General features: G+C 67.0%; 19 protein-coding genes and 1 pseudogene. 13 read left to right on the forward strand and 7 right to left on the reverse strand.

The window, feature by feature from the left end:
- Positions 1-162: 162 nt before the first annotated feature.
- Positions 163-930 (reverse strand): type I methionyl aminopeptidase, encoded by a 768-nt coding sequence (map, locus tag ACPOLB_RS25380; protein ID WP_425258841.1) that lies wholly within the window; start codon positions 928-930, stop codon positions 163-165.
- Positions 927-1,139, reverse strand: a complete 213-nt coding sequence (locus ACPOLB_RS25385) for a ParD-like family protein (RefSeq protein ID WP_425258842.1) — start codon at positions 1,137-1,139, stop codon at positions 927-929. Before ACPOLB_RS25385 ends, map begins: the two co-directional genes overlap by 4 nt.
- Before the next feature lie 468 nt (positions 1,140-1,607).
- On the opposite strand from ACPOLB_RS25385, the gene ACPOLB_RS25390 reads away from it, so the two are divergent.
- Complete coding sequence (locus ACPOLB_RS25390; protein WP_425258843.1) at positions 1,608-1,997, forward strand: hypothetical protein; 390 nt, start codon at positions 1,608-1,610, stop codon at positions 1,995-1,997.
- A gap of 453 nt (positions 1,998-2,450) precedes the next feature.
- A complete protein-coding gene (locus ACPOLB_RS25395) occupies positions 2,451-2,672 on the forward strand; it encodes a hypothetical protein (RefSeq protein WP_425258844.1) in 222 nt (73 codons plus the stop codon).
- A 70-nt stretch (positions 2,673-2,742) separates the two neighbouring features.
- Here the strand turns inward: ACPOLB_RS25395 and ACPOLB_RS25400 are convergent, their stop codons facing one another.
- Genes ACPOLB_RS25400 through ACPOLB_RS25415 form a run of 4 tightly spaced genes read right to left on the reverse strand, consistent with a single transcriptional unit; the run spans position 2,743 to position 6,335 of the window.
- Positions 2,743-3,876 carry a hypothetical protein gene (locus ACPOLB_RS25400; protein WP_425258845.1) on the reverse strand — a complete coding sequence of 378 codons (1,134 nt, stop codon included), beginning with the start codon at positions 3,874-3,876 and terminating at the stop codon, positions 2,743-2,745.
- 59 nt (positions 3,877-3,935) lie between these two features.
- The gene (locus tag ACPOLB_RS25405) at positions 3,936-4,571 is read right to left on the reverse strand and encodes a hypothetical protein (protein WP_425258846.1); all 636 of its coding nucleotides are present in this window, start codon (positions 4,569-4,571) and stop codon (positions 3,936-3,938) included.
- A 20-nt stretch (positions 4,572-4,591) separates the two neighbouring features.
- Positions 4,592-5,764: a hypothetical protein gene (locus tag ACPOLB_RS25410; protein ID WP_425258847.1), complete on the reverse strand. Its 1,173-nt coding sequence runs from the start codon at positions 5,762-5,764 to the stop codon at positions 4,592-4,594.
- Position 5,765: 1 nt separating this feature from the next.
- Entirely contained in the window at positions 5,766-6,335 is a 570-nt protein-coding gene (locus ACPOLB_RS25415) for a class I SAM-dependent methyltransferase (RefSeq protein WP_425258848.1), read from the reverse strand.
- 221 nt (positions 6,336-6,556) lie between these two features.
- On the opposite strand from ACPOLB_RS25415, the gene ACPOLB_RS25420 reads away from it, so the two are divergent.
- Positions 6,557-7,531 carry a LysR family transcriptional regulator gene (locus tag ACPOLB_RS25420; protein ID WP_425258849.1) on the forward strand — a complete coding sequence of 325 codons (975 nt, stop codon included), beginning with the start codon at positions 6,557-6,559 and terminating at the stop codon, positions 7,529-7,531.
- Between the two features lie 1,066 nt (positions 7,532-8,597).
- On the opposite strand, the gene ACPOLB_RS25425 is transcribed toward ACPOLB_RS25420, so the two are convergent.
- The gene (locus ACPOLB_RS25425; protein ID WP_425258850.1) at positions 8,598-9,539 is read right to left on the reverse strand and encodes a 4'-phosphopantetheinyl transferase family protein; all 942 of its coding nucleotides are present in this window, start codon (positions 9,537-9,539) and stop codon (positions 8,598-8,600) included.
- A gap of 476 nt (positions 9,540-10,015) precedes the next feature.
- On the opposite strand from ACPOLB_RS25425, the gene ACPOLB_RS25430 reads away from it, so the two are divergent.
- From ACPOLB_RS25430 to ACPOLB_RS25475, 10 genes and pseudogenes are all read left to right on the forward strand, one after another.
- A complete protein-coding gene (locus tag ACPOLB_RS25430; RefSeq protein ID WP_425258851.1) occupies positions 10,016-11,347 on the forward strand; it encodes a vanadium-dependent haloperoxidase in 1,332 nt (443 codons plus the stop codon).
- Positions 11,348-11,461: 114 nt separating this feature from the next.
- Positions 11,462-12,802, forward strand: a complete 1,341-nt coding sequence (locus tag ACPOLB_RS25435) for a glycerophosphodiester phosphodiesterase family protein (RefSeq protein WP_425258852.1) — start codon at positions 11,462-11,464, stop codon at positions 12,800-12,802.
- A 48-nt stretch (positions 12,803-12,850) separates the two neighbouring features.
- Positions 12,851-13,822: a ferritin-like domain-containing protein gene (locus tag ACPOLB_RS25440; protein WP_425258853.1), complete on the forward strand. Its 972-nt coding sequence runs from the start codon at positions 12,851-12,853 to the stop codon at positions 13,820-13,822.
- A complete protein-coding gene (locus ACPOLB_RS25445; protein ID WP_425258854.1) occupies positions 13,819-14,826 on the forward strand; it encodes an alpha/beta hydrolase in 1,008 nt (335 codons plus the stop codon). Before ACPOLB_RS25440 ends, ACPOLB_RS25445 begins: the two co-directional genes overlap by 4 nt.
- Positions 14,813-16,057: an FAD-dependent monooxygenase gene (locus tag ACPOLB_RS25450; protein ID WP_425258855.1), complete on the forward strand. Its 1,245-nt coding sequence runs from the start codon at positions 14,813-14,815 to the stop codon at positions 16,055-16,057. Before ACPOLB_RS25445 ends, ACPOLB_RS25450 begins: the two co-directional genes overlap by 14 nt.
- A gap of 46 nt (positions 16,058-16,103) precedes the next feature.
- Entirely contained in the window at positions 16,104-16,829 is a 726-nt protein-coding gene (locus ACPOLB_RS25455) for a methyltransferase (RefSeq protein ID WP_425258856.1), read from the forward strand.
- Complete coding sequence (locus ACPOLB_RS25460; protein ID WP_425258857.1) at positions 16,826-18,589, forward strand: AMP-binding protein; 1,764 nt, start codon at positions 16,826-16,828, stop codon at positions 18,587-18,589. Before ACPOLB_RS25455 ends, ACPOLB_RS25460 begins: the two co-directional genes overlap by 4 nt.
- The gene (locus ACPOLB_RS25465; protein ID WP_425258858.1) at positions 18,586-18,870 is read left to right on the forward strand and encodes an acyl carrier protein; all 285 of its coding nucleotides are present in this window, start codon (positions 18,586-18,588) and stop codon (positions 18,868-18,870) included. Before ACPOLB_RS25460 ends, ACPOLB_RS25465 begins: the two co-directional genes overlap by 4 nt.
- On the forward strand, positions 18,867-19,907 hold the full coding sequence (locus ACPOLB_RS25470) for a methyltransferase (protein WP_425258859.1): 1,041 nt from the start codon (positions 18,867-18,869) through the stop codon (positions 19,905-19,907). Before ACPOLB_RS25465 ends, ACPOLB_RS25470 begins: the two co-directional genes overlap by 4 nt.
- Positions 19,908-19,977: 70 nt before the next feature.
- Positions 19,978-21,315 (forward strand): annotated as a pseudogene (locus ACPOLB_RS25475) (condensation domain-containing protein); the annotation flags it as partial.

The following is a 21,315-nucleotide window of genomic DNA, read 5'->3' on the forward strand; positions in this document are numbered from 1 at the left end:
GATCTCGTCAACGTCGACTCGGACGCCGCAGTCTGCGGCGCCGATGGAGGCGCCGCGTGCCTGGCGTCGCATGGACGAGCGCCTCGGTTTGCTTGTCGCTTCCTCCCGATCGCCGCGTGGAGCTCTGCTTGCGATCGGCGATCTGTCACTGACCGGACTCCATCAGTTGGGCACCCGTTCCCCTGGTCGCAGAGTCAAGACCTGCGCGCCGTTCCGCGTCACGGCCACGGTGTGTTCAAACTGCGCCGACAGTCGGCCATCGCGCGTGACGACCGTCCAACCGTCCTCTTGGGTGCGGACCGCAGCGCGCCCCTGGTTGATCATGGGCTCAATGGTGAACACCATGCCTTCGCGCAACACCAACCCCGTCCTCGGCCTGCCCCAGTGCAGCACCTGCGGCTCCTCGTGCATCTCGCGCCCGATGCCGTGCCCGCAATACTCCCTGACCACCGAATAGCCGCTTCTGCGTGCGTGGTGCTCGATGGCGTGGCCGACATCGCCCAGCCGGGCGCCGGGGCGAACCGCCTGGATCCCTTTCCACATCGCTTCATGGGCCACTTGCACGAGCCGCTTGGCCATGGGAGACACCTCGCCCACCAGATAGGTCTTGCTGGAGTCGGCGATGTAGCCATGCTTCTCCAGCGTGATGTCGAAGTTGACGATGTCCCCGCCTTGCAGGATGTCGGTCGTCGATGGCACGCCGTGGCACACGACGTGGTTGCGTGAGGCGTTGAGCGCGTAGGCGTAGCCGTACTGCCCTTTGCTTGCCGGGCGTGCCTGGAGCGCGTTGACGATGAAGTCATCGATCAGATCGTTGACCTGCATGGTCGACATGCCGATCAGGTTCATCTGATCCAGATGGCCAAACACATCCGCCAGCAAGCGGCCGGACTCCGCCATCAAGGCGACTTCTTCGGGTCGCTTGGTCAAGCCGAAGCGACCTTGAGGGCCTGGGCCTTGACGCCTGCTCCTCTCAGCTCACGCGTCACGATCTCGTTGAAGCTCAGCGTCGGATTCGTTTCGCACAACATGCCGATCTTGATCCAGAAGGCCGCTTGCGCGTTGATCGACCGGCACGAGACGGCACTTGCCTTGCGGATCTGATCGTGCAGGTCGTCGTCGATGTTCACGATGCCCATGCTGCTCTCCATATACGAAACATATACGAAGCATATACTGAGAGCATCCTCCCGGGCAAGCGCTTCGCCAGCTTCGCTGCGCAGGTTTGCACGTGTCGGGCCCGCGAGGTGAGCCGGCATGTGCAGGCTTGCATGGAGGTCCTCGTGCCGCATGGCAACGGCGGGTGGTCGTTGCGGGGCGGAGGGCTCTTCCCCGTGCGCAAGCGCTGGGGGCCCCAACGGATCGACGACGCGGTGGAACCCAACGAAGCATCAGCGGCGCGCGTGGGTGCGATTGCACTGGCTGGCGCCACGCTGGCGAGGCGCTGCCCGAGCTCGATGCTGCAGCCCCGGGGAGGCTCGTGTGCTGGTCCCTCCCGGATCCATGGTGCATGGTTGGCAGCCCATTGATTGCCCGGCCCGGTTGACGCAGTGTGCATCGCCTGGAAGGCAGTGCGAGCTGGCTCGCTGACACAAGGAGGCGACCCCATGGCCGTGATCCTCAGATCGTCCACCGTCCTGGCGCCCGGCAGTCAGACGCCACGGTGGGAGCTCGGGCACTTCTTCGTGAACCTCTACGACGTGCACCGTGTGGAGAAGTACGGTGACCAGCGCTTCGTGGATGGAGTGGCCGATTCACTCGTCGGATGCCTGGGCAAGGAGGCACCCATGTTCGTCAACCAGTGGCATCCCTCGCGGCCCCCCGAGAACGTGCGCGACAGTCGGTTCACCGGCACGACAGAAGAGAGGCACGACACGCCGCACAGGCTGGGGCACTTCCATGTCGAACTGATCGGCGCGAACCGCGACACGGGTTTCGTGGCTCTGGGCAAGATGGACGTGCTGGTCGCCAAGCTCGAACAGGTGGCATGGGGATGAGGTTCGGCACGCACTGCGGCCGGTGTCGGTTCCAGGCTTGCCGCTTCGGGGCCTCCATGGCTTCGCCGCAGCGGGCCTGTGGTTCTCGCGCCGCGCCTGCTTGCGGCGAGCGGCATCGCCAGGCGACGGCGCAGCAGTCGGTGGTGCAACGCCGGTCGCGCTGACGATGGCAGGGGACACCGAAGCGATCCAGCGTGCAGCCGAGCGGATGGCGCAGGCCGACGGCCTGCTCGTCACCGCAGGGGCGGGCATGGGGGAGGACAGCGGCCTGCCGGACTTCCGGGGACCCCCGGGGTTCTGGAAGGCCGATCCCGCGCTGGGCCGGAGGTCGATCAGTTTCGAGGAGATCGCGCACCCCGCGCACTTCCACACTGCGCCGCGCCGCGCCTGGCCTGGGGCTTCCATGGCCATCGGTCGGTGGAGGGTCGGTTCCAGGCCGCGGGCTTTGGGGCCATGCGGCTGGCCGAGTGCCACGGATCGATCCACCACCTGCCGTGCGCCGGACCCTGCAGCGACGCCCTCTGGTTCAGTCACGCAGCGGTCATCGACCGTGATGCGGTGCCGGTTCGCATCGACCCGGATGCGCCGGAGGTACCGCGGCGGGAGGATGTGTCGATTGCCGGCCGGGCGCTGGCGGCATCGCACGCCATCGACGAGGCGCTCGGCCGGGAATGAGCGGCGGTGCAGCGTGCTGCGCAGGCATCGCAGGCCCATCCGTTCGCCGCAGCCTCCGGAACCGCGACCCTCAGCGCACGGTCAGTGTCACCGGAACCTCGACGACCTGGCCTGTGGGGAATCCCGCCGCCGTCAGGCGCACGAAGGGCAGGGTGGCGCGGTGGACACCGCGCGGAAGGCACGACGTGCCTTCGCAGACCACCACCGACCATGCCTCGCCGGCAGTGCGGAGCCACGCCCCGCGCAGGGGGTAGGCGGTTCCTGGGGGCTCTTCGCCGTGGTCGTACACCACCGGGTCGAGCCGGAAGCTGCCAGTCTGCGCCACGGCGCCGACCGTGAAGGGCTGCAGGCGCTGCGTGCCGTAGTCGACGGTGAAGTCCAGCACCGATGGCAGCACGGCGAAGTCGACGTCCGAGGGCTCCACCTCGAGCACCAGCGATGACTCCTGCACGTACGATTGCGCTCCGAACCCTGTGTCGGCGCTGGTGGCCACGACCTCGAGCCGACTCTGATAACGCCCGACTGGCAGCAAGCGCGGCGCGACGCGAATGCCCTCGGATCCAGGCGTCAGGTCGCGCGACAGGTCGAAGGCCGTCCCGTCGGCACCGGCGACGATGCCTGCGCTGAATTCAGACGGCGTCCGCCCCTCAGGCACCACCACCCGAACGAGACTCGTCGGAGGCAGGGTGCCGAAAGGGACACGCACCAGCAGTTCGCTCGGCGTGGTGCGCAGGCCGGCTCGCACGTTGACGGACATGTCGATGCCGTAGCCGGGGGGCGTGAGGGCGTTCTGGCAGGCGACATCCAGGCACACGCGCACACCAAGGCGGCCGCTGCGCAGGCCGGTCAGTGTCTGTTGCCGGCCGGTGAGGGCCACGCTCGCCTGCCTGGTCGACGCGTTGTAGTCGATGCGGGCGGCGGGCTCGAACAAGCCAAGTCCGTCGTCGATGCGGACGTAGAGGGTCTTGCCGTCGAGTTCAGCCAGGTTGCCACTGATCTGGGCCGACAAGGCAATGTCGGGCGTGCTGCCGCCTTCGGGCACATCGAAGCGCGTCGTGCTGGCGGCCAGCGCCGAGAACTCGACGCCGCTGCGCGTGTCCCCGCCACCACCCCCGCCGCCGCCGCAGGCAACCAGCGTTGTCACGAGGATCAGGGCAGCGGCGGCGACTGCGGGGCGCCAGACGGAACGGACAGGCATGGGCATCAAGGCTCCGGGTGGGGTGCGTTGTGGAGGGAATGCTGGGTTGTCGGCGCGTGCGGCCTTCAGGGCACTTCGCTGCCGTCGACGGTTTCGCCGCGCAGGCAACGCTGCAACTGCTCGCGTGCAGCGAGACCGGAGTGCCACTCCAGCGCAAAGACCTGCCGGCCGCCGTGGTCGATCCTGAAGCGGAGTCGGTCCTCCATGCCAGCCAGCGCTGCATCGACCGTTGGCACGGCGAAGGTGATCTCGTCCGCCAGCCCGCCGATCGTGCGGTTGAAGGCGGTCACGCGGGCAGGAGCGTCGGCACCCTGCGTCAGCGACACCTCGATCTTCTGCGTGGACTTGGCGTCGTCGGGGCGCGGAAAGCCATCCTTCGGTTCGATGGCGACAAAGCCGAGCAGGGCGCCCTTGAAGTCGCCACCCGGGCCCGAGATGGTGATCATCCGGTCTGCCTTCCAGAACACGGCCGTGCAGAACTGGCCGGGCCGGGCGTCGCGCCTGGCCTGGAAGAACTGCCAGTAGCCCCGGTCAACCTTCTGGCGGCGCGGGTCGCTGGCGGCGCGTGCCTTCGAGGACTCGATCGCCTGGTGGGCCCGGATCTCCTGCTTGGCCGTGCCCACCAGGTCCTCCATGGGGTCGTAGGCGGCCTGCGCAGCAACTGCCACCGGGCCGCCGAGCAGCGCCAGGCCCAGTGTCACGCCCGAGGCCTTCCACCGCTTCATCGCGGGGCCTCCAGCAGCCCGGTGCACGCGAACACCAGTTGTCCGCCCTGGTTGGAGTTGGTCCAGATGCGCACGTCGGCCACCCGCAGCTGGTTCCTGTCGTCCGGCAGCATCACGAACTGCACGTTGCAGTGCTCGTACAGCCCCTCTTCCCACACGGCACCCTTGCGGTTGCCCACGACGACACGGTTGTCGAACTCCTTGCCATAGCTGAGGAAGTGCAGCCTCCCCGCGCTGGAGACCAGCGGCGCGCCCATCGCCGCACCCACGTCGGAGTCGCTCCTGCCCTCCCAGGCGGTCAGCATCAGGCGCTCGTTGCGGGACATGGCGCGGCCGCCACGCACGTCGGCCGCCGCCTTGTCGAAGGCGAACTTCGCCTCCAGCTGCCTGACGCCCGACACGAGGCCCGGCTCGGCACCGGCCACCAGCGCATCGACCTGCCGCTGGATCTGCGCCATCTGCGCTTGTGCGTCCTGCAGCTCCTGCTGCGTCGGCCGACGCGACCACTTGCCGGAGGGGTCGGGGCGCTGGGCGCCGCTCCAGAGCAGCCACCAGGTGAAGTCAAGGTACTCCGATGCTGTCTGCTGCGCCACCAGTTGCAGGTCTGCCGGCAGACCGATCTTCTGGATCTCCTGGCGGAACACTGCCAGGTCGTTGTTGCTCCTGGCGGCCTTCACCATGGCACCACGCAGCACGTCGTCATGGCAGGCGATCTTGTGCAGCTTCAGCAGCACGGGCGACGACGACGTGCGCCAGGCGCCCGCCGGCAGCGCTTCACCCTTCAGATCCTCCCGGCGCAGTTTCCAGCTGCCCTCGCCGATGCGCACCTTCACCGGTGCATCGAAAGCGGGTTGCGGCGGCGCCTTCTTGCCGTCGTACGGATGCTGGACGACACACTCGAACTGCAGGCGCAGCGCGCTGAACTCCGGCTTGTCGGCGCTTTCGTAGACGACCACCGTGTCGATCTGGCGCACGCTGGTCGGCCCGAGCAGCTGATCCGCGGGCGTGCGGGTCAGGACCACTGCGAAGTTGGCGTAGTACGCCTCCCGCTGCCCAGCATCGCCCTGCAAGTGCACGAGTGCAGATTGCGCACAGATCAGCGTCGGTAGGCACAAGCCTGCCAGGCACCAGGTGCCGCGGTGCAGGTGGAAGCGGATGGTGCCCGGCATGTCAGCGCGCCTTGCGGGCCACGATGAAGACACGCATGTCCTTGCGCTGCGTGCCGTGGCGCTCCACGGTCTCGATGCCGAGGCCGTGACGTTCCAGCGCCGACTGCAGTTGCCTGGCATCGAAGACCAGCACCGCGGGTGCCCTGCCGACTGCGCGCATGAGGGGCACCAGCAGTCGTGGAACGACCGGATGCATCTCGCCGAGGCACGGCGTCTTCGACACGAAGAGCCCGCCCGGCTTCAGTGACGCCAGGGTCGCATCGAGCGCCCGGTCCAGGTCGCCCAGGAGATGCAGCACATTGAATGCCAGAACGACGTCGTGCTGCGCGTCGTCGACGCAGCGCGATTCAGCGTCGGCGACCTCGAACCGGAGCTGCGGGCAGGGCTGCCGCGCCAGCTTCTCGCGCGCGATGGCAACCATTGCCGCCGAAACATCCGTGGCCAGCAGCTGCCTCGTGCCACCGGCCAGGCGCAAGGCGGTGGTGCCTGTGCCGCAGCCGATTTCCAGCACCGACTGCGCGGGGGCGAGCAGCGCCTGCACACGGCGCAGCGTGGCCTCGTAGCCCGCCATGTCGGCAATTGGATCGGCTGCGTACTTCCTGGCGACACGGTCCCAGAAGCGGGCCTGGGAGGCGACGTGGTCGGGTCGGCCGGACGACGGGGAGGGCACGGGTTGTGGCTGCATCGGTGGCCGGGCGAACGAACCTGCCCTGGGTCAAGAAGTCCGTGATGCTAGGCAGGCTGCGCCGGCCTGACATCCCGGCGCACCGCAGACGGCTTATGCATTGGCGCATGGATCGAGCCACCGGGTTCGGCCAGGTGCCGAGCGACTGCGAGAATGTCCGTTCACTCATTCCCGCATCCATGGAGCAGCCCGACTGGAACCAACTCAAGGCCTTCCTGGAAACCGCTGAGACGGGCTCCTTGTCGGCTGCCGCGCGGAAGCTCGGCTTGACCCAGCCCACCCTCAGCCGACAGGTGGCGGCCGTCGAGAAGCAGCTTGGCGTGACGCTGTTCGAGCGGGTCGGCAAGCGCATGGTGCTGACCGAGCCTGGCGTGGCCTTGCTCGAGCACGCGCGCGTGATGGGCTCGGCCGCCGAAGACCTCCGGCTGGCCGCCACCGGCCAGTCGCAGGCCGTGGATGGTGTCGTGTGCATCTCGGCCACAGAAGTCGTCGCCGCCCATCTGCTGCCGGCTGTGCTGCATCAGCTGCGGCTGGAAGCACCCGGCATCGTGATCGAGCTGGTGACGTCCGATGCGATCAGCGACCTGCGGCGGCGCGAAGCAGACATCGCGATACGGAATCTCCGGCCCGACCAGCCCGATCTGATCGGACGCTGGGTCCGTGACGCTTCCGCCAGCTTCTACGCAGCGCGTGCCTGGGTACAACAGCATGGACACCCGCGCACAGCGGCAGACGCGGCCAGGCACTTCTTCGTCGGCATGAACCGCGCAGGTCGCTATCTGGCGTTCCTGCAACAGCACGGCCTGCCGCTGCAAGCCTCCAACTTCTCTTGCTATGCCGACAACACGCTGTCGAACTGGTCGCTCGTGCGCAGCGGCCTGGGCATCGGCCCGATGATGGACGAGATCGCGGCCATGGCCCCCGAGGTCGTGCGCGTGCTCGACGAGGTGCCGCCCATCCGCTTCCCGATCTGGCTCGTGACGCACCGAGAACTGCGCACTGCGCGCCGGATCCGTCTGGTCTTCGATCTGCTGGCCGAGGCCTTGGGTGCCGAGCCTCACTTGCGCGACACCTCTGCCTGAGGGCTGCTGGGCCATCCGCCCCGGCCCGGACAGGCTGCAACGCGAACCGGGCGCAGCGCCGAGTTGCGCTCCCCCCGGGGATGCGTGGCGAGTGGTTCTGGAGTCCGATCGAACCGAGATGGAGATCGGACCGATGCAGAAGCGATACCCCGAGGAACAGCGCAGTCGCCACGCGCGCGCGGCCCCGACGCCGGGCCTGTCGACCGTTCACGCAACAGAGGGCGCGACCGCTCGGCCGCTCACGAACGACTGCTCGCCCATGACCTCGATCCGGACCTCACCGAAGCGGCCGCACCAGACCCAGCGCTGCACCCCGTCGCGGCCCGAGGTCAACGGGGGTGTGACCTGTTCGTCAGGCGACAAGATGACGGCGGGTCAAAAAGAGGCATCTGCCTCAGCGGGCGCCGGTTGGGCCACACCGGACGCACGCCGGAGGCGCCAAACCGGCGACGGGCGGCTGACCGTCGTTCCACATCGAGCCCATGCTGGGCATCCGCGTCGCGGCCGGTCACGCAGCGGTGGGCATCGCGGTCAGCGTCGATGACCTGACGCACGCCGGCGCGCGGCTGCACGGCGACGAGGAGGTCTCGCGTGGGCGACGCAGGCCACCAGGGGGTGCACGAGGGAACCGAGGTCGCTGGTCCGGCCTGGCATATCGCTATGCGCCCGGGGCGGCGGAGCAGGCGCTCCCTGTTCATCGGACTGGTCGCATCGCCGGCTGCTGGAGCAGGCAAAGTCCCGCGTGCGGGCCCAGGTCGCGCACACCTTTCGGGTCGTCAAGCCGCAGTTCGGCTGCGTGAAGGAGCGCGAAGGGGCATGCCCAATCGGACCGCCCGGCTGTCGAGCTTGACCGCGGTGAACTGCGCGAGGATGGCGCGCAGGCAAGGGATTGGCACAAGGGGTTGGTTCGCCTGTGATGCGTCGCACATGCGCATGAGAGGTCGAAATCGTTTCGCGGTTGTGCCGGCGTCCGTGCTCCGAGTCGAAGGATCCCGCTTCGCCACTTGCCAGACCACAACGGGACCCCGCGTCGTGTCCATGGCAGGATCTGCAAGCTGTCCTCGGGTCAGTCGTCTGTTCCAGCCAGTGCACCGTGATCTCCTGGAACAGCTCGCAGCGAGGCTGGCAGGAACTGAAGCTTCGGCGGGCCGGCCTGGAAGAGGTTGTCATGTTCCTGGTGTGGATTCCAGATCAACCATTCAATCCGAACGGCCTCCGCCCCGCCGAAGGAGAGCGCAAGCAGGTGCCTGTTGCCGACGCGCGCAAGCGATGTGGGGCCGTGCAGGCCGGAGCACCGCTCTACGGTCATCGGGGCAGGCGCAGCCGAGGTCTGCAAGTCGAACTCGATGTCGGAGAACCTGGCTCCTAGACCCACACCGACCGATTTGGCCCAGGCCTCCTTGAGCGTCCAGTACTGGAGGAACCGGTCGACGCGTCCCGCCTGCGAACAAGCCAGGACGTCCCGGAGTTCATCTTCGGCAAGAATCCTGCGTGTGAGCGGGAGATGCCGCGCTGGCCGGTCCACGTTCTCGACGTCGATGCCCAGCCGCGAGACTCCGCCTGTCGCGACCGCCACCAACCCGTCGGTGTGGCTGATGCTGACGGACACCAATCGCGCCGACGTCGGCTCTGCGAACAGTGGCTTGCCATCCCGGTCGTAGGCGATGTGCACCTCGCTCGGCGCGCAGGCGAACTGTCGCGCGACCAGGCTCTTGGCCAGGACACGGCCGAAGAGGAAGTTGCGCTTGCTGGCGGCATGCCGGAACGACGCATGGCGTACACGTTCCATCGCATCGAGGAACGTCGTGACGAGCGGAGGGCTGGCCGCCTCATCAACCTGCGACGGGTCCAGCAGTCCGATACTCACCGATCTGCAATGGGTCATCAATCCGGCACTGGCTCGCGGGGCTGGGCAATGGTAGGGCGACGACTGCAACCGCGTCACCACCAAGTGAGCGTTGCCAACTTCGACTGGACGAAGCAGCAACGCCCGGATCACGCTGATCATGGTCCTGCTGCAGAACCTCCTCATCAGCGCAGGCCGCCGCCGACGATGGGTGATCCGCGCACTGGCACGTGGCTTCGGGGCTGCAGCACATGTGCAGGACAAACTGAATCCGTGCGCCGTCCACGTTCGATCGGCCGTGTCGTGATGCATACAGCGTAGACGTGACGATTTCAAGTTAGTCCTCGATGTACAAGTCTTTACGCGTGACTGCTACCCAGAAAAGTGTGCGCTCATCAGAATAGCCAGCAACAGGGAGGAGGCAACAACAGCCACTCACCTAACACGGCAGGCGAGGGGCTAAACGCCTCGGGAGAATCATGATGCGTGATCGGCGGCTGGCCCTGGCTGGGCTATCAGTTCTGCTATGGCCTGGTGCTGGCGTCGGCCGTGAGACGCGCTGGTCGCGGACCACGTTGTCCGGGTCTGCAGGTCGCCGCGACTCCGAACGGTCCGTTGCACTTGACTGGTGCGATGTCGTGACAGAAGCCATGGCGGTCGGCCGTTCGGCACCGACCGTGGCATCCAGGGCACTGTCGATGGTCTATGAGGCCACCTACAACGCCTGGGCATGCTTTGACCGCGACGCGAGGCAAACGCTGCCGGGGCTGCCGCGAGAGCGGGACCCTGTCAGTCGCGAGGCGCTGGCGTCCCTGGCGGTGAGCGCGGCCGCTCGGGATGTGCTCAGCAATCTGTACGCAGATCAGACAGAACGCTTTGCAGACCAGTGGGAGCGTCACAAGGCGCGTTGGTGGAAAGAGGCGGGCGTCGTTGCTGCTCCGGTGGCACTCCGGGTCGGCGAGCTCTGCGCGTCCCGACTGCTGCAGCAGCGTCTGCAGGACGGTAGCAACCAGACCGGGGACCTCGCCAGCGGTGCATATGCCGACTACACCGGCTACAAGCCGGTGAATTCGCCGGACCTGGTCGTTGACCCGCTCAGATGGCAACCGTTGCGCGTGTCGAACGGGCAGGGCGGTCTGGTCGATCAGAAGTGCACAACTCCCCACTGGGGCTTGGTTCGGCCGTTTGCGCTGCCTGCCGGGAGCATCTTCAGGCCGAGTCTGTCCCGACTTGCGCCGTCGGTCGCCGATGTCCAGGACGTGCTTCGAAGGAGTGCGACTCTGGGTGACCTCGAGAAGGCGAACGCCGATTTCTGGGCAGGCCGGCCAGGCTCTCCGCCGCCTCCTGGCATCTGGAACCAGATTGCCGCACAGATTGCAGCAGAGGACGGGCAGTCGCTGTCGCAGGACGTCAAGATGCTGTTTCTGCTTGGACAGGCCATGCTCGATACAAGCATCGCCGTCTGGGATGCGAAGGTCCACTACGACTCCGTTCGCCCGATCACCTGGATTCGCACCGCGTTGCAGGGGCAGATGGTCAGGGCCTGGGCGGGTCCCGGCGCCGGTACGCAGTTCGTGCGGGCAGAGGACTGGCTTCCCTTCCAGCCGGAGACCTTCGTCACGCCGCCATTCCAGGAGATCGTGTCCGGACACAGCGCGTTCAGCGCTGCTGCGGCCGGATGCCTCGGAGCTTGGCGCGGGGACCACTTCGAGCTGCGCGCAGTGGTCCCGGCGGGCAGCTCGGAAGTGGAGCCAGGTTCGCCGAGCCGAGAGGTCACGCTGCGCTGGAGCAGTCTGCGTGAGGCCGCCGAAGCGGCGGGGCTCTCTCGTCGGCAGGGCGGCATCCACTTCATTCAAGGTGATCTCAAGGGAAGAGAGCTGGGCCTTCGCGTAGCGCGTCGCGTGCTCGAGCGTGCTGGTGTGCTGTTCGGCGCAGGCAGTCAGGCTGTCCGCGCAGAGGAACCTGGCTGACCCCCGCGGCGCGTGCTCCAGGCCACAGGCCGCGTCCCTTCATTGCAGATGGCTTTCAGTCCTCGGGTGCGTGTCGAGCACCAGGCTGATCTTTCCCGGAAACAACCGACAACCATGAGGAAGATCGTGAAACGCAACCTTTCAGTCCGCTGTGTGCACCCATGGATCCTGGGCTTCGCCATGCTTCTTTCTGCCTGGCCGGCATGGTCTGCCAGTGGTTCCGTGCCTTCTGCCGGTCGGGGCTACTGCCTGGCCGTTCCCGAGGGGCAGTTGCTGGATCTCTTCTCGACCCGGGGGCTCACGTTCCCGGTGGCCAGCGCCGTCCGCGGGGGCGTGTTCGCAGACCGCATCCCGGAGATGTCGATGACAGCCTTCGACAAGATCGTGGAGAGCGCGCCGGCCATCATCGAGGTCCGGCCTCATGTCTCGACGGACGGCACGTTGTTCCTGCTGCCGGACGAGACACTCGATCGAACCACCACCGGCACTGGCCTCGCGACCGCGAAGAGTTGGGCAGAGCTGCAGCAGCTGAAGCTCACCGACAACGCGGGCAGGGTGACGGAAGAGCGCATTCCGACCTTGCGCGAGGCACTGGTCTGGGCCAAGGGCAAGACGATCCTGCAGATCAACCTGCTCAACGAAGTCATCGGCCTCAATCCCGACTTGACGGCCCGGGTCGTGCAACTGGTGAGGGAACTGGCGGCGCACGACCGGGTGATGATGATCTCGTGGTCGAACAACCAAGCCCAGGCGATCCACCGACTTGACCCGAAACTGCCGATTGCGGTGTTCTCGCTGGGTCGCGAAGGATTGCTGCAGGTCGAGGCGCTCGGCGTGCCTGCACGCAACATCGTGCCCACCCTGTCGTTCGACACCGATCCCGTGTTTCTTCGCTTTCTCCGCGAGCGTGGCCAGGCGCCGGCATACATCACGTATTTCTTCGAGTCTTCCGACTTGCAGACGCGGCAGGCGACGGAACACTACAGACGCCTGTGGAGCGAAGGCGTCGTGATCCAGGCCACCACGCGGGTGGAGGACTTCGGACGCTCTTTCGACTACGGCGCTGTGCAGTCGCCCTATCTGACGCGAGGCTGCCTGCCGCCGCCGAGCACGCCCATGTGCCTGGGCGAGTACGCGACGATCGTCGGTACAGAGGGCATGGACGTGATCGTCGGCACGCAGCAGCGCGATGTGATCGTCGCTCTGGGTGGTGACGACATCATCACCGGTGGCGATGGGGACGACCTTGTCTGCGCTGGCGACGGAAACGACATCGTTGACGGGGGGCGCGGTCGTGACCGCATCGAGGGCGGAAGCGGCGACGACATTCTCTACGGAAGCGAGGATGACGATGTCGTCGATGCCGGCGGTGGAACCGACACGGTCGATGGCGGCCAAGGCCGGGATCAATGTCTGACCGCGGAGCGCACGAAGCGCTGCGACAAGCTGCGCTGACGTTCGGTCAGGCAGTCGGCAGTCCACACCAGGCCAGGCGATCCAGCGATGTTCTCCGCACGCAGCATCCCGGTGTCCGATCGTCGCCTGGGGGTGGTTGTCGGTCCCGACTGGTCCCGTGCAGGATCGTCCAAGCTGCGTGCGCTGTATCGCCGTGCCCAGGACGAGCACTGGCAGCCCGAGAACGATGTGGACTGGCCGGCCACGATCCACTTCGGTCGGACCGTGCCGGTGCGGAGCTTGCTGGAAGCGCAGGCGACGGTGCTGGAGCCCTTCGCCAGCCACGGCAGCGACCTCTGGAGCCAGTTTCGCTGGGAGCTCCAGGCCTGGCTGGTCTGCCAGTCGTACCACGGCGAGCAGGCCGCGCTGTCCGGTGCGGCCTGCCTGACCGCGGTGCTGACGGACTCGGATGCGCGCCTGGCAGCTGCAGCCCAGGTGGCCGACGAGGCTCGACATGTCCTGGCGTTCCAGCTCTACATCAGCCGTTATCTGCAACGACCCTACGGGCTGGCTCCATCGTTGAACAGGGTCCTGCAACAAGCGCTGGCCGACGCCGACTGGAGCTACAGCCTGCTCGGCATGCAGGTCATGGTCGAGGGACTTGCGGACGCGGTCTTTCGAATGGGCGAGCACACGTTCATGGATCCGGTGATCCGGTCCGTGCTTCGCCGTGTGGCCGCAGACGAGGCCCGTCACGTCGCGTTCGGCACGATGCTGCTCAGGGAGCACTGCCGGGAGGACTGCGAGGCCGAGGTCAGGCGCCGCGAGGACTTCATCCTCACCATGGCCCAATCCATCAGTCAGCGCTTTCTCCTGGAGGACCTCTGGGAGCGGCTCGATGTCGACGCAGACAGCGGGCGTCGATTCGCACAAGAGGCGCCGCTCATGTTGGAGTTTAGGCGACTGGCCTTCTCAAAGGTTGTGTCGATCCTGCGCGTGATCGGACTGCTGACGCCCGCAGTCATCGACGGTCTGTGCAAGCTGGGGTTGGCAAGAAGAGACACAGGAGCCGACACATGATGGGCGAGCCCAGGCGCTGGACACCGTGGTTGCTGGATGCCCAGCTGGCACGCGTCGCGCACATGATGCCTGTCACCGACCTCAGCGACCATCTCCGGGCGCGAGAAGCCACGCAAGCGTTCAAAGCGTTTGTCGGCCAGGTTGCCGCGGATGACAGGGTCGATGTTCGTGAACACCTGGTGTCGAGACCGGACGACGCGCAGCCCTTGCGATTGCGCTTGTACCGACCGAAGCAGTCCGACCGGCGCACGCTGCCGTGCCTGGTCTACGCGCACGGGGGTGGCTTCGTGCTCGGCGACCTTGAGATGGAACACACGCGGTGCCAAAGCATGGCGGCCGAAGTCGGATGCTTGGTGGTCGCCGTCGATTTTCGTCTGGCCCCGGAGCATCCCTATCCCGCGGCGCTGAACGACGTCTATCTGGCGCTGCAGTGGGTATGTCAACAAGCCGACGAACTGCAGGTTCGGCGTGAACGCATCGCGGTCGGGGGCTGCAGCACCGGAGCCACGCTGGCGGCCGCAGTCGCCTTGATGGCGCGCGATCGCAAGGGACCGGCGGTGTGCTTCCAGTTCCTGTTGTACCCCGCGCTGGACGACCGCCTGCACACCCATTCGATGCAGGCCTACCGGGACATCCCTGGCGGCGATCGGCGTGGCGCAGCGCTCATGTGGGGCCATTACCTGACGGGTTGGCAGGGCGAGGTGCCCTACCTCGCGGCACCCGCCCGTGCGCAGGACCTGGCCGGATTGCCTCCCGCGTACCTGATGGTGAACGACATCGATGTGTGCCGCGACGAGGAGCTGGACTACGGCTTCAGGCTGCTGCGTGCGGGGGTTCCGACCGAGCTGCACTGTTACTCAGGCACCTTCCATGCCTTCGAGATCATGGTGCGCTCGGCGGACATATCGCTCCGGGCGCTGGAGCAGCAGAAGGCTGTGCTCAAGCGTGCGCTGCACGGGCGCGATCAGACCGACGTGAGGGGGACGGGCCATGGCGAGCCTTGAGGCTTCTGGGCCAACCCGTTCCCAGGGGAACCCGCGTGTCGTGATCGTCGGCGCGGGGCCTGTTGGGTTGAGCTGCGCCCTCGCGCTCCGTGCCCTGTCATGCCAGGTCGAAGTGCTCGAAGCAGACGACGAGCACAAGCCGCGCCCGGGCAGTCGCGCGTTGTTCCTGCACAGGGACTCGCTGTCATTGCTGGAGCGCTTCTCGCCGGGCCTCGGCCGCCAGTTGGCAGCGTTCGGCACGCGGTGGCGCTACCGGGAGACGCACTACCGCGGTCGGCTCGTCTACCGCAAGGAGCTGCTGCCCGAGGGGGAGGGTGCAGGGTGGCCAGCATTCGCCAGCATCCGCCAGCCGGACACGGAGGCGCTTCTTCGGAAGGCCTGTTCCGAGCGCGGGATCCCCATCCGCTGGGGCTCGAAGGTGGCATTCGTGACCGCCGATGCCACCGGCGTGCTCGTAGGTGGTGAAGGCTTTCAGCAGCGCGCCGAGTATCTGATCGCTGCGGACGGTGCACGGTCTGCGATCCGCAAGCACATCGGCGTGGCGATGTCCGGGCAAACCGCGCAGGGGTGTCACATCGTCGTCGACTTTCAGGGTGATTCCGGACGTTTCGCCGAGCGCCGCGTGTTCCATTACCACCACCCGTTGCTCGATGGCCGCCACGTCCTGATCATTCCCTTCGCCGGCGGGTGGCAGGTCGATCTGCAGTGCAAGGAAGCAGACGATGTCGATGCCATGGCCGAAGGAGATGGCCTGTTGCGCTGGCTCCGGCACCTCGTCGACGCAGACAGGATCGGAGCGATCTCCTGGGTGTCGACCTATCGCTTCAATCAGGTCGTTGCCGACGACTTCAGCGATCCGCGTCGTCGGGTGCTGCTGGTCGGAGAAGCGGCACACCTGTTTCCGCCCTATGGCGCGCGTGGGCTGAACAGCGGAGTCGCGGATGCCGACGCCGCTGCCTCGGCGATCGCGCTGGCGGGACACGCGACGAGCGAAGAGCGTCGCATTGCAGCCATCGAGGACTTCGTGCGCGATCGCCGTGTGGCCGCGCTCCGCAACCGTGATGCGGCGATGCAGGCACTGCACGCAATTCGGACCCCGACCTGGGGCGACGCGCTTCGCCAGCGCGCAGTTCGGGAGGCGAGCCGCTGGTGGCGACCCGCAGCCCGATGGCTCGACGCAGCACCGTACGGACCGGCCTTCATCGATGAGCGTCGCTCCACCCGCTATTGAACAGAAGCCACCCAACCACCTCCACGGATCGGAAACCGAGCGACGTATGGACCTGGTGACCAGAGAGTTGTTGGAACGGCATGCCCAGATCACGGGCGAAAGTACCTTTCGGCTGTACGGCATGGACTGGGACCTGTTGCCGTCGGTGTACGCCCCTGGGCTGACGAACGGTGCCGCGCTCTATGCGGACTGGCTCGAGTTTCGTCCGGGCATGCGATTCTGCGAAGTCGGGTGTGGGAGCGGCTACCTGTCGGTTCTGGCAGCGCTGCGCGGTTGCACGCCGGTGGTGGCGCTGGACATCGACGCGCGGGCGGTGGAGAACACCCGTCGCAACGCCTTGCGCCACAGGGTGCAGCACCTGGTGCAGGCGCGCGCCGGAGACCTGTTCGCTCCTTTGTCGGCCGAAGAGCGGTTCGACCTGATCTTCTGGAACTCCAGCTTCATCGATGCTGAGGGCGAGGACGGCACCTTGCCGCGGACGGCCTTGTACGACGAGGGCTACAGCACCCATGCGCGCTTCCTGCGCGAGGCCAGAAGCCACCTGACCCGCGATGGTCGCCTGCAACTGGGATTCTCCGACCTCGGCAGCATCGAGCAGTTGAAGCAGGTGGCGCACGTCACGGGCTCCGAGCTCCGGGTCCGGCGTGCCGCCCTGGCGCCGTCGCAGTACCGGGACATCACGTACCAGCTCATCGAGATGGTGCCTCCCGATCTGCGGCCAGCCGCCTCTCTCCCTGGAGCGTCGGCTGGCGACAGCGAGGTGCGTCCGTGAAGACGGAAGCTTTCGCAGGGTTCTGGCCCGAGGCACCGAGTCGCCAGCGGGGGATCTACTTCAGACGCGACGGGGCAGCCCGTTCCTTTGCCGTGCTGCCGCTTGCCGAGTGGCGAGACACCGACTGGGAATTCTGGAGCTACGACCGGCTGATGCGCCAGGCCCAGGTCGCCGGACGTGTGTTGCAGGGGGCCAGCCACAGCGTGCATGGCGTCGTGCTGATCGCAGCGGACACGTCGCCAGCATCTGTCGTCGCCTTTCTGGGTGCACTCCAGGCCGGCCTGACGCCGGCCATCGTCGCGCCGGCGCAGGCACTGCAGTCGAGGCATCTCTACGTGCAGGCCCTGCTGCAGCAGTCGCTGGCCCTGGAGGCTGTGTGCGTGGTGGCCGACGCCGGGGTCTGCGTGTCGCTGATCGAGCAGTCAGCGGCTCTGGGGCGCTCCATGCCGTCCCCGCGCGCACGCGTGGTGGCGCTCGAGTCGCTGGTGGCGGTCGATGCGGCAGGAGACGAGCCTGTGTTGCGGCCGGCGTCGTTCGCCTACCTGCAGCTCACGTCGGGAACCACAGGACCGGCAAAGGCCGTGCGCATCCGCTCCGAGGCGATGCTGCACAACCTGCAGGCCATCCGTGGCTGGCTGCAGTGGCAGGACCACCACGCAACGGCCAGCTGGCTGCCGCTGCACCACGACATGGGCCTCGTCGGCTGCTTGCTGATGCCGCTGTGGACCCAGACCGATCTCTATCTCATGCGCCCAGCGCAGTTCGTGCGGTCGCCGGGCCACTACCTGCAATGCTTCGGACTCGGCCGCGCGCAGCTATCCGCCATGCCTGCGTTCGGCTTGTCGCTGTGCATGCACAAGGTCGCACCGTCCCGGCTCGAGGGACTCGACTTCCGTGCCTGGCATGCGCTGGTCGTGGGAGCCGGTCCGCTGGACGCAGGCCTGCTGCGGGGCTTCGCAAGCTGGCTCGAACCGCGCGGCTTTGCGCAGGGCGCGCTGTGCGCCGCCTATGGCATGGCCGAAGCGACGCTGGCCGTCTGCGGTCGCCGGCCTGGACAGGGCGTGCTCTCGTGGGACTCCGAGCAACGGGACCAGGGGAATGGCTGGGCCGGCCTGGCGTCTTCCGGCAGCGCTCTGAGCGGGCTGCAGGTGAGCGTTGCCGATGAGTCGGGCCGACCTTGCCCCGATGGCGTTCTGGGGCGCGTCGTCGTGCGAGGAACCAGCCTGCACGCAATTGCAAGCCCGCCCGATGCGCGTGGCGGGCAGCCGGGAGCCGATGAACCCGTCCCGGAGGTTGCAACGCTCGACACGGGGGATGCGGGCTGGCTGTCGCGGGGCGAACTGTTCGTGGTGGGCCGCTTCGGCGACGGCATCAAGCTGCAGGGCCGCTGGTTGTTCGCCGAAGACGTCGAGCGCGCTGTGGCGGCTCAGTGGTCCGAGTTGTCGGGGAACTGCATCGCGCTGCTGGGCCGGATCGATGGCGCGGACTTCGCCGCGTTGCTCATCGATCAGCGGTTGTCTGCCCTGCAACCGGCGTCGGACCAGTTCCTCAAGGCGTGGTCTGCCGACGTCCAGGGGCGCATCTACTGGGTTCCAGCCCGACTGCTGCGGCGCACCACGAGTGGCAAGCCGATGCGGCAGGCGCTGTGGCTCGACGTCATGAACGGTGTGCTCGAGGGGGTTGCCCGCGGGCATGTCGGCTCGGACGCGATTCCCGTCGACAACGACATGCAACTTGAACTTGGAGAAACGAGCACATGAGCAATCTGACAACACACGAAGTCGAGCTGACCATCAAGAAGATGGTCCGCGACCTGTGTCCCGGCGACGCCAGCCAGATGGCGGACACGTCGCGACTTGCCGAAGACCTGGGATACCACTCCCTGGCCCTCGTCGAGTTGGCCTTCGCCATCGAAGACCGCTTCGACATCGAACCCATTGACCAGGGAACCGCGCAGTCCATCCGGACCGTTGCCGACGTGGTGGGCTACGTCCAGTCCAAGGTGGCGGCGAACGCGACAGAACAGGAGTTCACGAAATGAACGCACCCTTCGAAGGAAAGGTCATCAGCAAGGTGGCGGCCATCAGCCGCTTCACGGAACTTGCCGACTACATCATTCCCTTCACCATCCGCGCCGTCTCGGAGCTGAAGGTGGCCGACACCCTCCAGGCTGGGCCGCGGCACGTGTCGGAGATCGCACGCGAGGTCGGTGCGAACGAGCTGGCTCTGTATCGCGCCATGCTGGCACTCGCCAGCAAGGGCATCTTCGCGGAGCGCGAGCGGGGCGTGTTCGAGCAGACCGAGCTCTCCGTGTTGCTGGCGACAGACGATCCCATGAGCCTGCGTGACGGCTACCGCCTGCTGCATGCCGACATCAAGGCATGGTCCAGGTTCGACTACAGCCTGCGGACCGGTCGCGCGTCGTTCGACATCGTGCACGACCAGGGTTACTGGGACTTCTGCTCCACGCACCTGGACTACAGCCGCATGTTCGACAACGCGATGGCTGCGTTCACGAAGCTGGAGTACCGCGCCATCCTTGCCGCCTACGACATGAGCCAGTGCCGGACGATCGTGGACATCGGCGGTGGCAACGGCAAGCTGCTGTCGCTCCTGCTGCATTCGCTGCCGAACGCGAGGGGCATCCTGTTCGACCAGCCGCACGTGGTGGACAAGGCCAGGCCCGTGTTCGAAGCCCAAGGCGTCGCCGACCGCTGCGAGATCGTGGGCGGGAGCTTCTTCGACCAGGTGCCGGCTGGCGGCGACCTCTACATCATCAAGCGAATCATCTACGACTGGGACGACGCGCAGGCCGCACAGATCCTGGGCAACGTCGCCTCCGTCATGGCCAAGAACGGCCGGGTCGCGGTGGTCGATCCGGTGCTGACGGCCGGCAACGCCTCCGACCCAGGCACGACCTACTCCCGCATCTACGACCTGCTGATGCTCGCGATGGTGTCGGGCCATGCGCGCAGCGAGGAGGAGTCGCGCGCGCTGTTCGCACGGGCCGGCCTCCGGCTGACCCGCGTCGTGCCCACGATGCTCTTCCCGATCGTCGAAGGCGTCAAGGCGGGCTGAAGGCGCCTGCGCTCGTCACGTGGCAGGCGCGAGTGCGCTTGCCCTTCCACCTCCTCATCAGCGTTGCACCATGAATGCCGTCCTGAACGAGTCTGCTCTGGAAGTACCGCCGACGAGTGCGGCGACCGGTCCCGCCCTCGACGCGGGCGCAGACTGCGGACTCGGGCGGTGGCACCAGGTGCGGGAGGCCGTGCTGAGGTTCGAGCGCGCTGCTTCGTCAGGGCAGGTCAGCATCGAGTCTCTGCGCCAGGAGGTGGCGGAACTGCTCGAGGTGTCCGCCGAAGAACTGGGCGACGACGACGATCTCTCTGAGTGGGGACTGGACTCGGTGCGACTGATGAGTCTCGTGAACCGCTGGCAGGTGCGCGGTGCGGCTGCGACGTTCCCTGAACTGGCGTCGGCACCTCGGTTGTCCGCCTGGGTGCCGCTCCTGAAGCAGCCCGATGTGTCGCGGGTCCAGCCAGCCCTGCCAGTCGTGATGGCAGGGCCGTTCCCGTTGACGCCGGTGCAGCATGCCTACTGGATCGGACGCGGCGCCGGTCTTCCGCTGGGCGAAGTGGCCTGCCACTTCTATGTCGAATTCGAGTCCGCCTCCTTGGACCGCGGCGTGCTCGAAGTGGCGGTCCAGGCGCTGTTGCAGCGGCATCCCATGCTGTCGGCGCGTTTTCATGACGACGGGACGCAGTCCGTCCCGGACCACCCGCGTGGCCACCGCGTCGTGGTGAACGACTGGCGCGGGCTCGATCCAGAGGAAGGCGCACGTCAGAGACTGCTGGTACGCGACCGCCTGTCGCACAGGCGCCACGACGTGGCGGCAGGCGAAGTGATCGGATTCGAGCTGAGCTTGCTGCCCCAGGGGGCGGTGCTGCACTTCGACATCGACCTGCTCGTCGCGGACGTGCTGAGCATCCGGCTGCTGCTTCGCGACCTGGCCACGGCGATGCAGGGACCCCTTCGCCAGCCTGCGGGAAGCGCGAGTTTCGCGCAATACCTGGCGTGGCGCGAACAGCGCGACCAGTCCTTGCGCCACGTCGACTCCGCGTACTGGCTGGCGCGCGTGGACCGGCTCCCGGCGCCCCCGCCGCTGCCACTGGCCCAAGAGCCGGCGCGCCTGCGGGCGGTGCGGTTCGAGAGGCGCTCGACATGGCTCGACGCAGCGACTGTTCGAGCGATGCAGCACCTGGCGCAACGGGCCGGGGTGACCTTGCCGATTGCGCTGCTGACGGCCTACGCCTTCGTGCTGGCCCGTTGGTCCGGCTGCGCCCACTTCATCTTGAGTGTGCCGGTCTTCGACCGCCTGCAGCCCACTCCCGACATCGCAGAGATGGTGGCCGACTTCACCGACCTGATCGTTCTTGAAGTCGACCTGCGTGCCGGGAGCACCTTTGCCCAGTCCTGCCGACAGCAG

The sequence above is a fragment of the Rubrivivax soli genome (assembly GCF_049810355.1).
GTDB lineage: Bacteria > Pseudomonadota > Gammaproteobacteria > Burkholderiales > Burkholderiaceae_C > Rubrivivax.

What these genes read in the sequence shown, in the direction of transcription:
- ACPOLB_RS25440 (WP_425258853.1), top strand. Translation starts at nt 12,851, where the DNA reads ATGTTCTCCGCACGCAGCATCCCGGTGTCCGATCGTCGCCTGGGGGTG.
- ACPOLB_RS25400 (WP_425258845.1), bottom strand. Translation starts at nt 3,876, where the DNA reads ATGCCCATGCCTGTCCGTTCCGTCTGGCGCCCCGCAGTCGCCGCCGCT.
- ACPOLB_RS25435 (WP_425258852.1), top strand. Translation starts at nt 11,462, where the DNA reads ATGAGGAAGATCGTGAAACGCAACCTTTCAGTCCGCTGTGTGCACCCA.
- ACPOLB_RS25420 (WP_425258849.1), top strand. Translation starts at nt 6,557, where the DNA reads ATGGATCGAGCCACCGGGTTCGGCCAGGTGCCGAGCGACTGCGAGAAT.
- ACPOLB_RS25465 (WP_425258858.1), top strand. Translation starts at nt 18,586, where the DNA reads ATGAGCAATCTGACAACACACGAAGTCGAGCTGACCATCAAGAAGATG.
- ACPOLB_RS25455 (WP_425258856.1), top strand. Translation starts at nt 16,104, where the DNA reads ATGGACCTGGTGACCAGAGAGTTGTTGGAACGGCATGCCCAGATCACG.
- ACPOLB_RS25415 (WP_425258848.1), bottom strand. Translation starts at nt 6,335, where the DNA reads ATGGCGGGCTACGAGGCCACGCTGCGCCGTGTGCAGGCGCTGCTCGCC.
- ACPOLB_RS25445 (WP_425258854.1), top strand. Translation starts at nt 13,819, where the DNA reads ATGATGGGCGAGCCCAGGCGCTGGACACCGTGGTTGCTGGATGCCCAG.
- ACPOLB_RS25390 (WP_425258843.1), top strand. Translation starts at nt 1,608, where the DNA reads ATGGCCGTGATCCTCAGATCGTCCACCGTCCTGGCGCCCGGCAGTCAG.
- ACPOLB_RS25395 (WP_425258844.1), top strand. Translation starts at nt 2,451, where the DNA reads ATGCGGCTGGCCGAGTGCCACGGATCGATCCACCACCTGCCGTGCGCC.
- ACPOLB_RS25410 (WP_425258847.1), bottom strand. Translation starts at nt 5,764, where the DNA reads ATGCCGGGCACCATCCGCTTCCACCTGCACCGCGGCACCTGGTGCCTG.
- ACPOLB_RS25425 (WP_425258850.1), bottom strand. Translation starts at nt 9,539, where the DNA reads ATGATCAGCGTGATCCGGGCGTTGCTGCTTCGTCCAGTCGAAGTTGGC.
- ACPOLB_RS25450 (WP_425258855.1), top strand. Translation starts at nt 14,813, where the DNA reads ATGGCGAGCCTTGAGGCTTCTGGGCCAACCCGTTCCCAGGGGAACCCG.
- ACPOLB_RS25470 (WP_425258859.1), top strand. Translation starts at nt 18,867, where the DNA reads ATGAACGCACCCTTCGAAGGAAAGGTCATCAGCAAGGTGGCGGCCATC.
- ACPOLB_RS25385 (WP_425258842.1), bottom strand. Translation starts at nt 1,139, where the DNA reads ATGGGCATCGTGAACATCGACGACGACCTGCACGATCAGATCCGCAAG.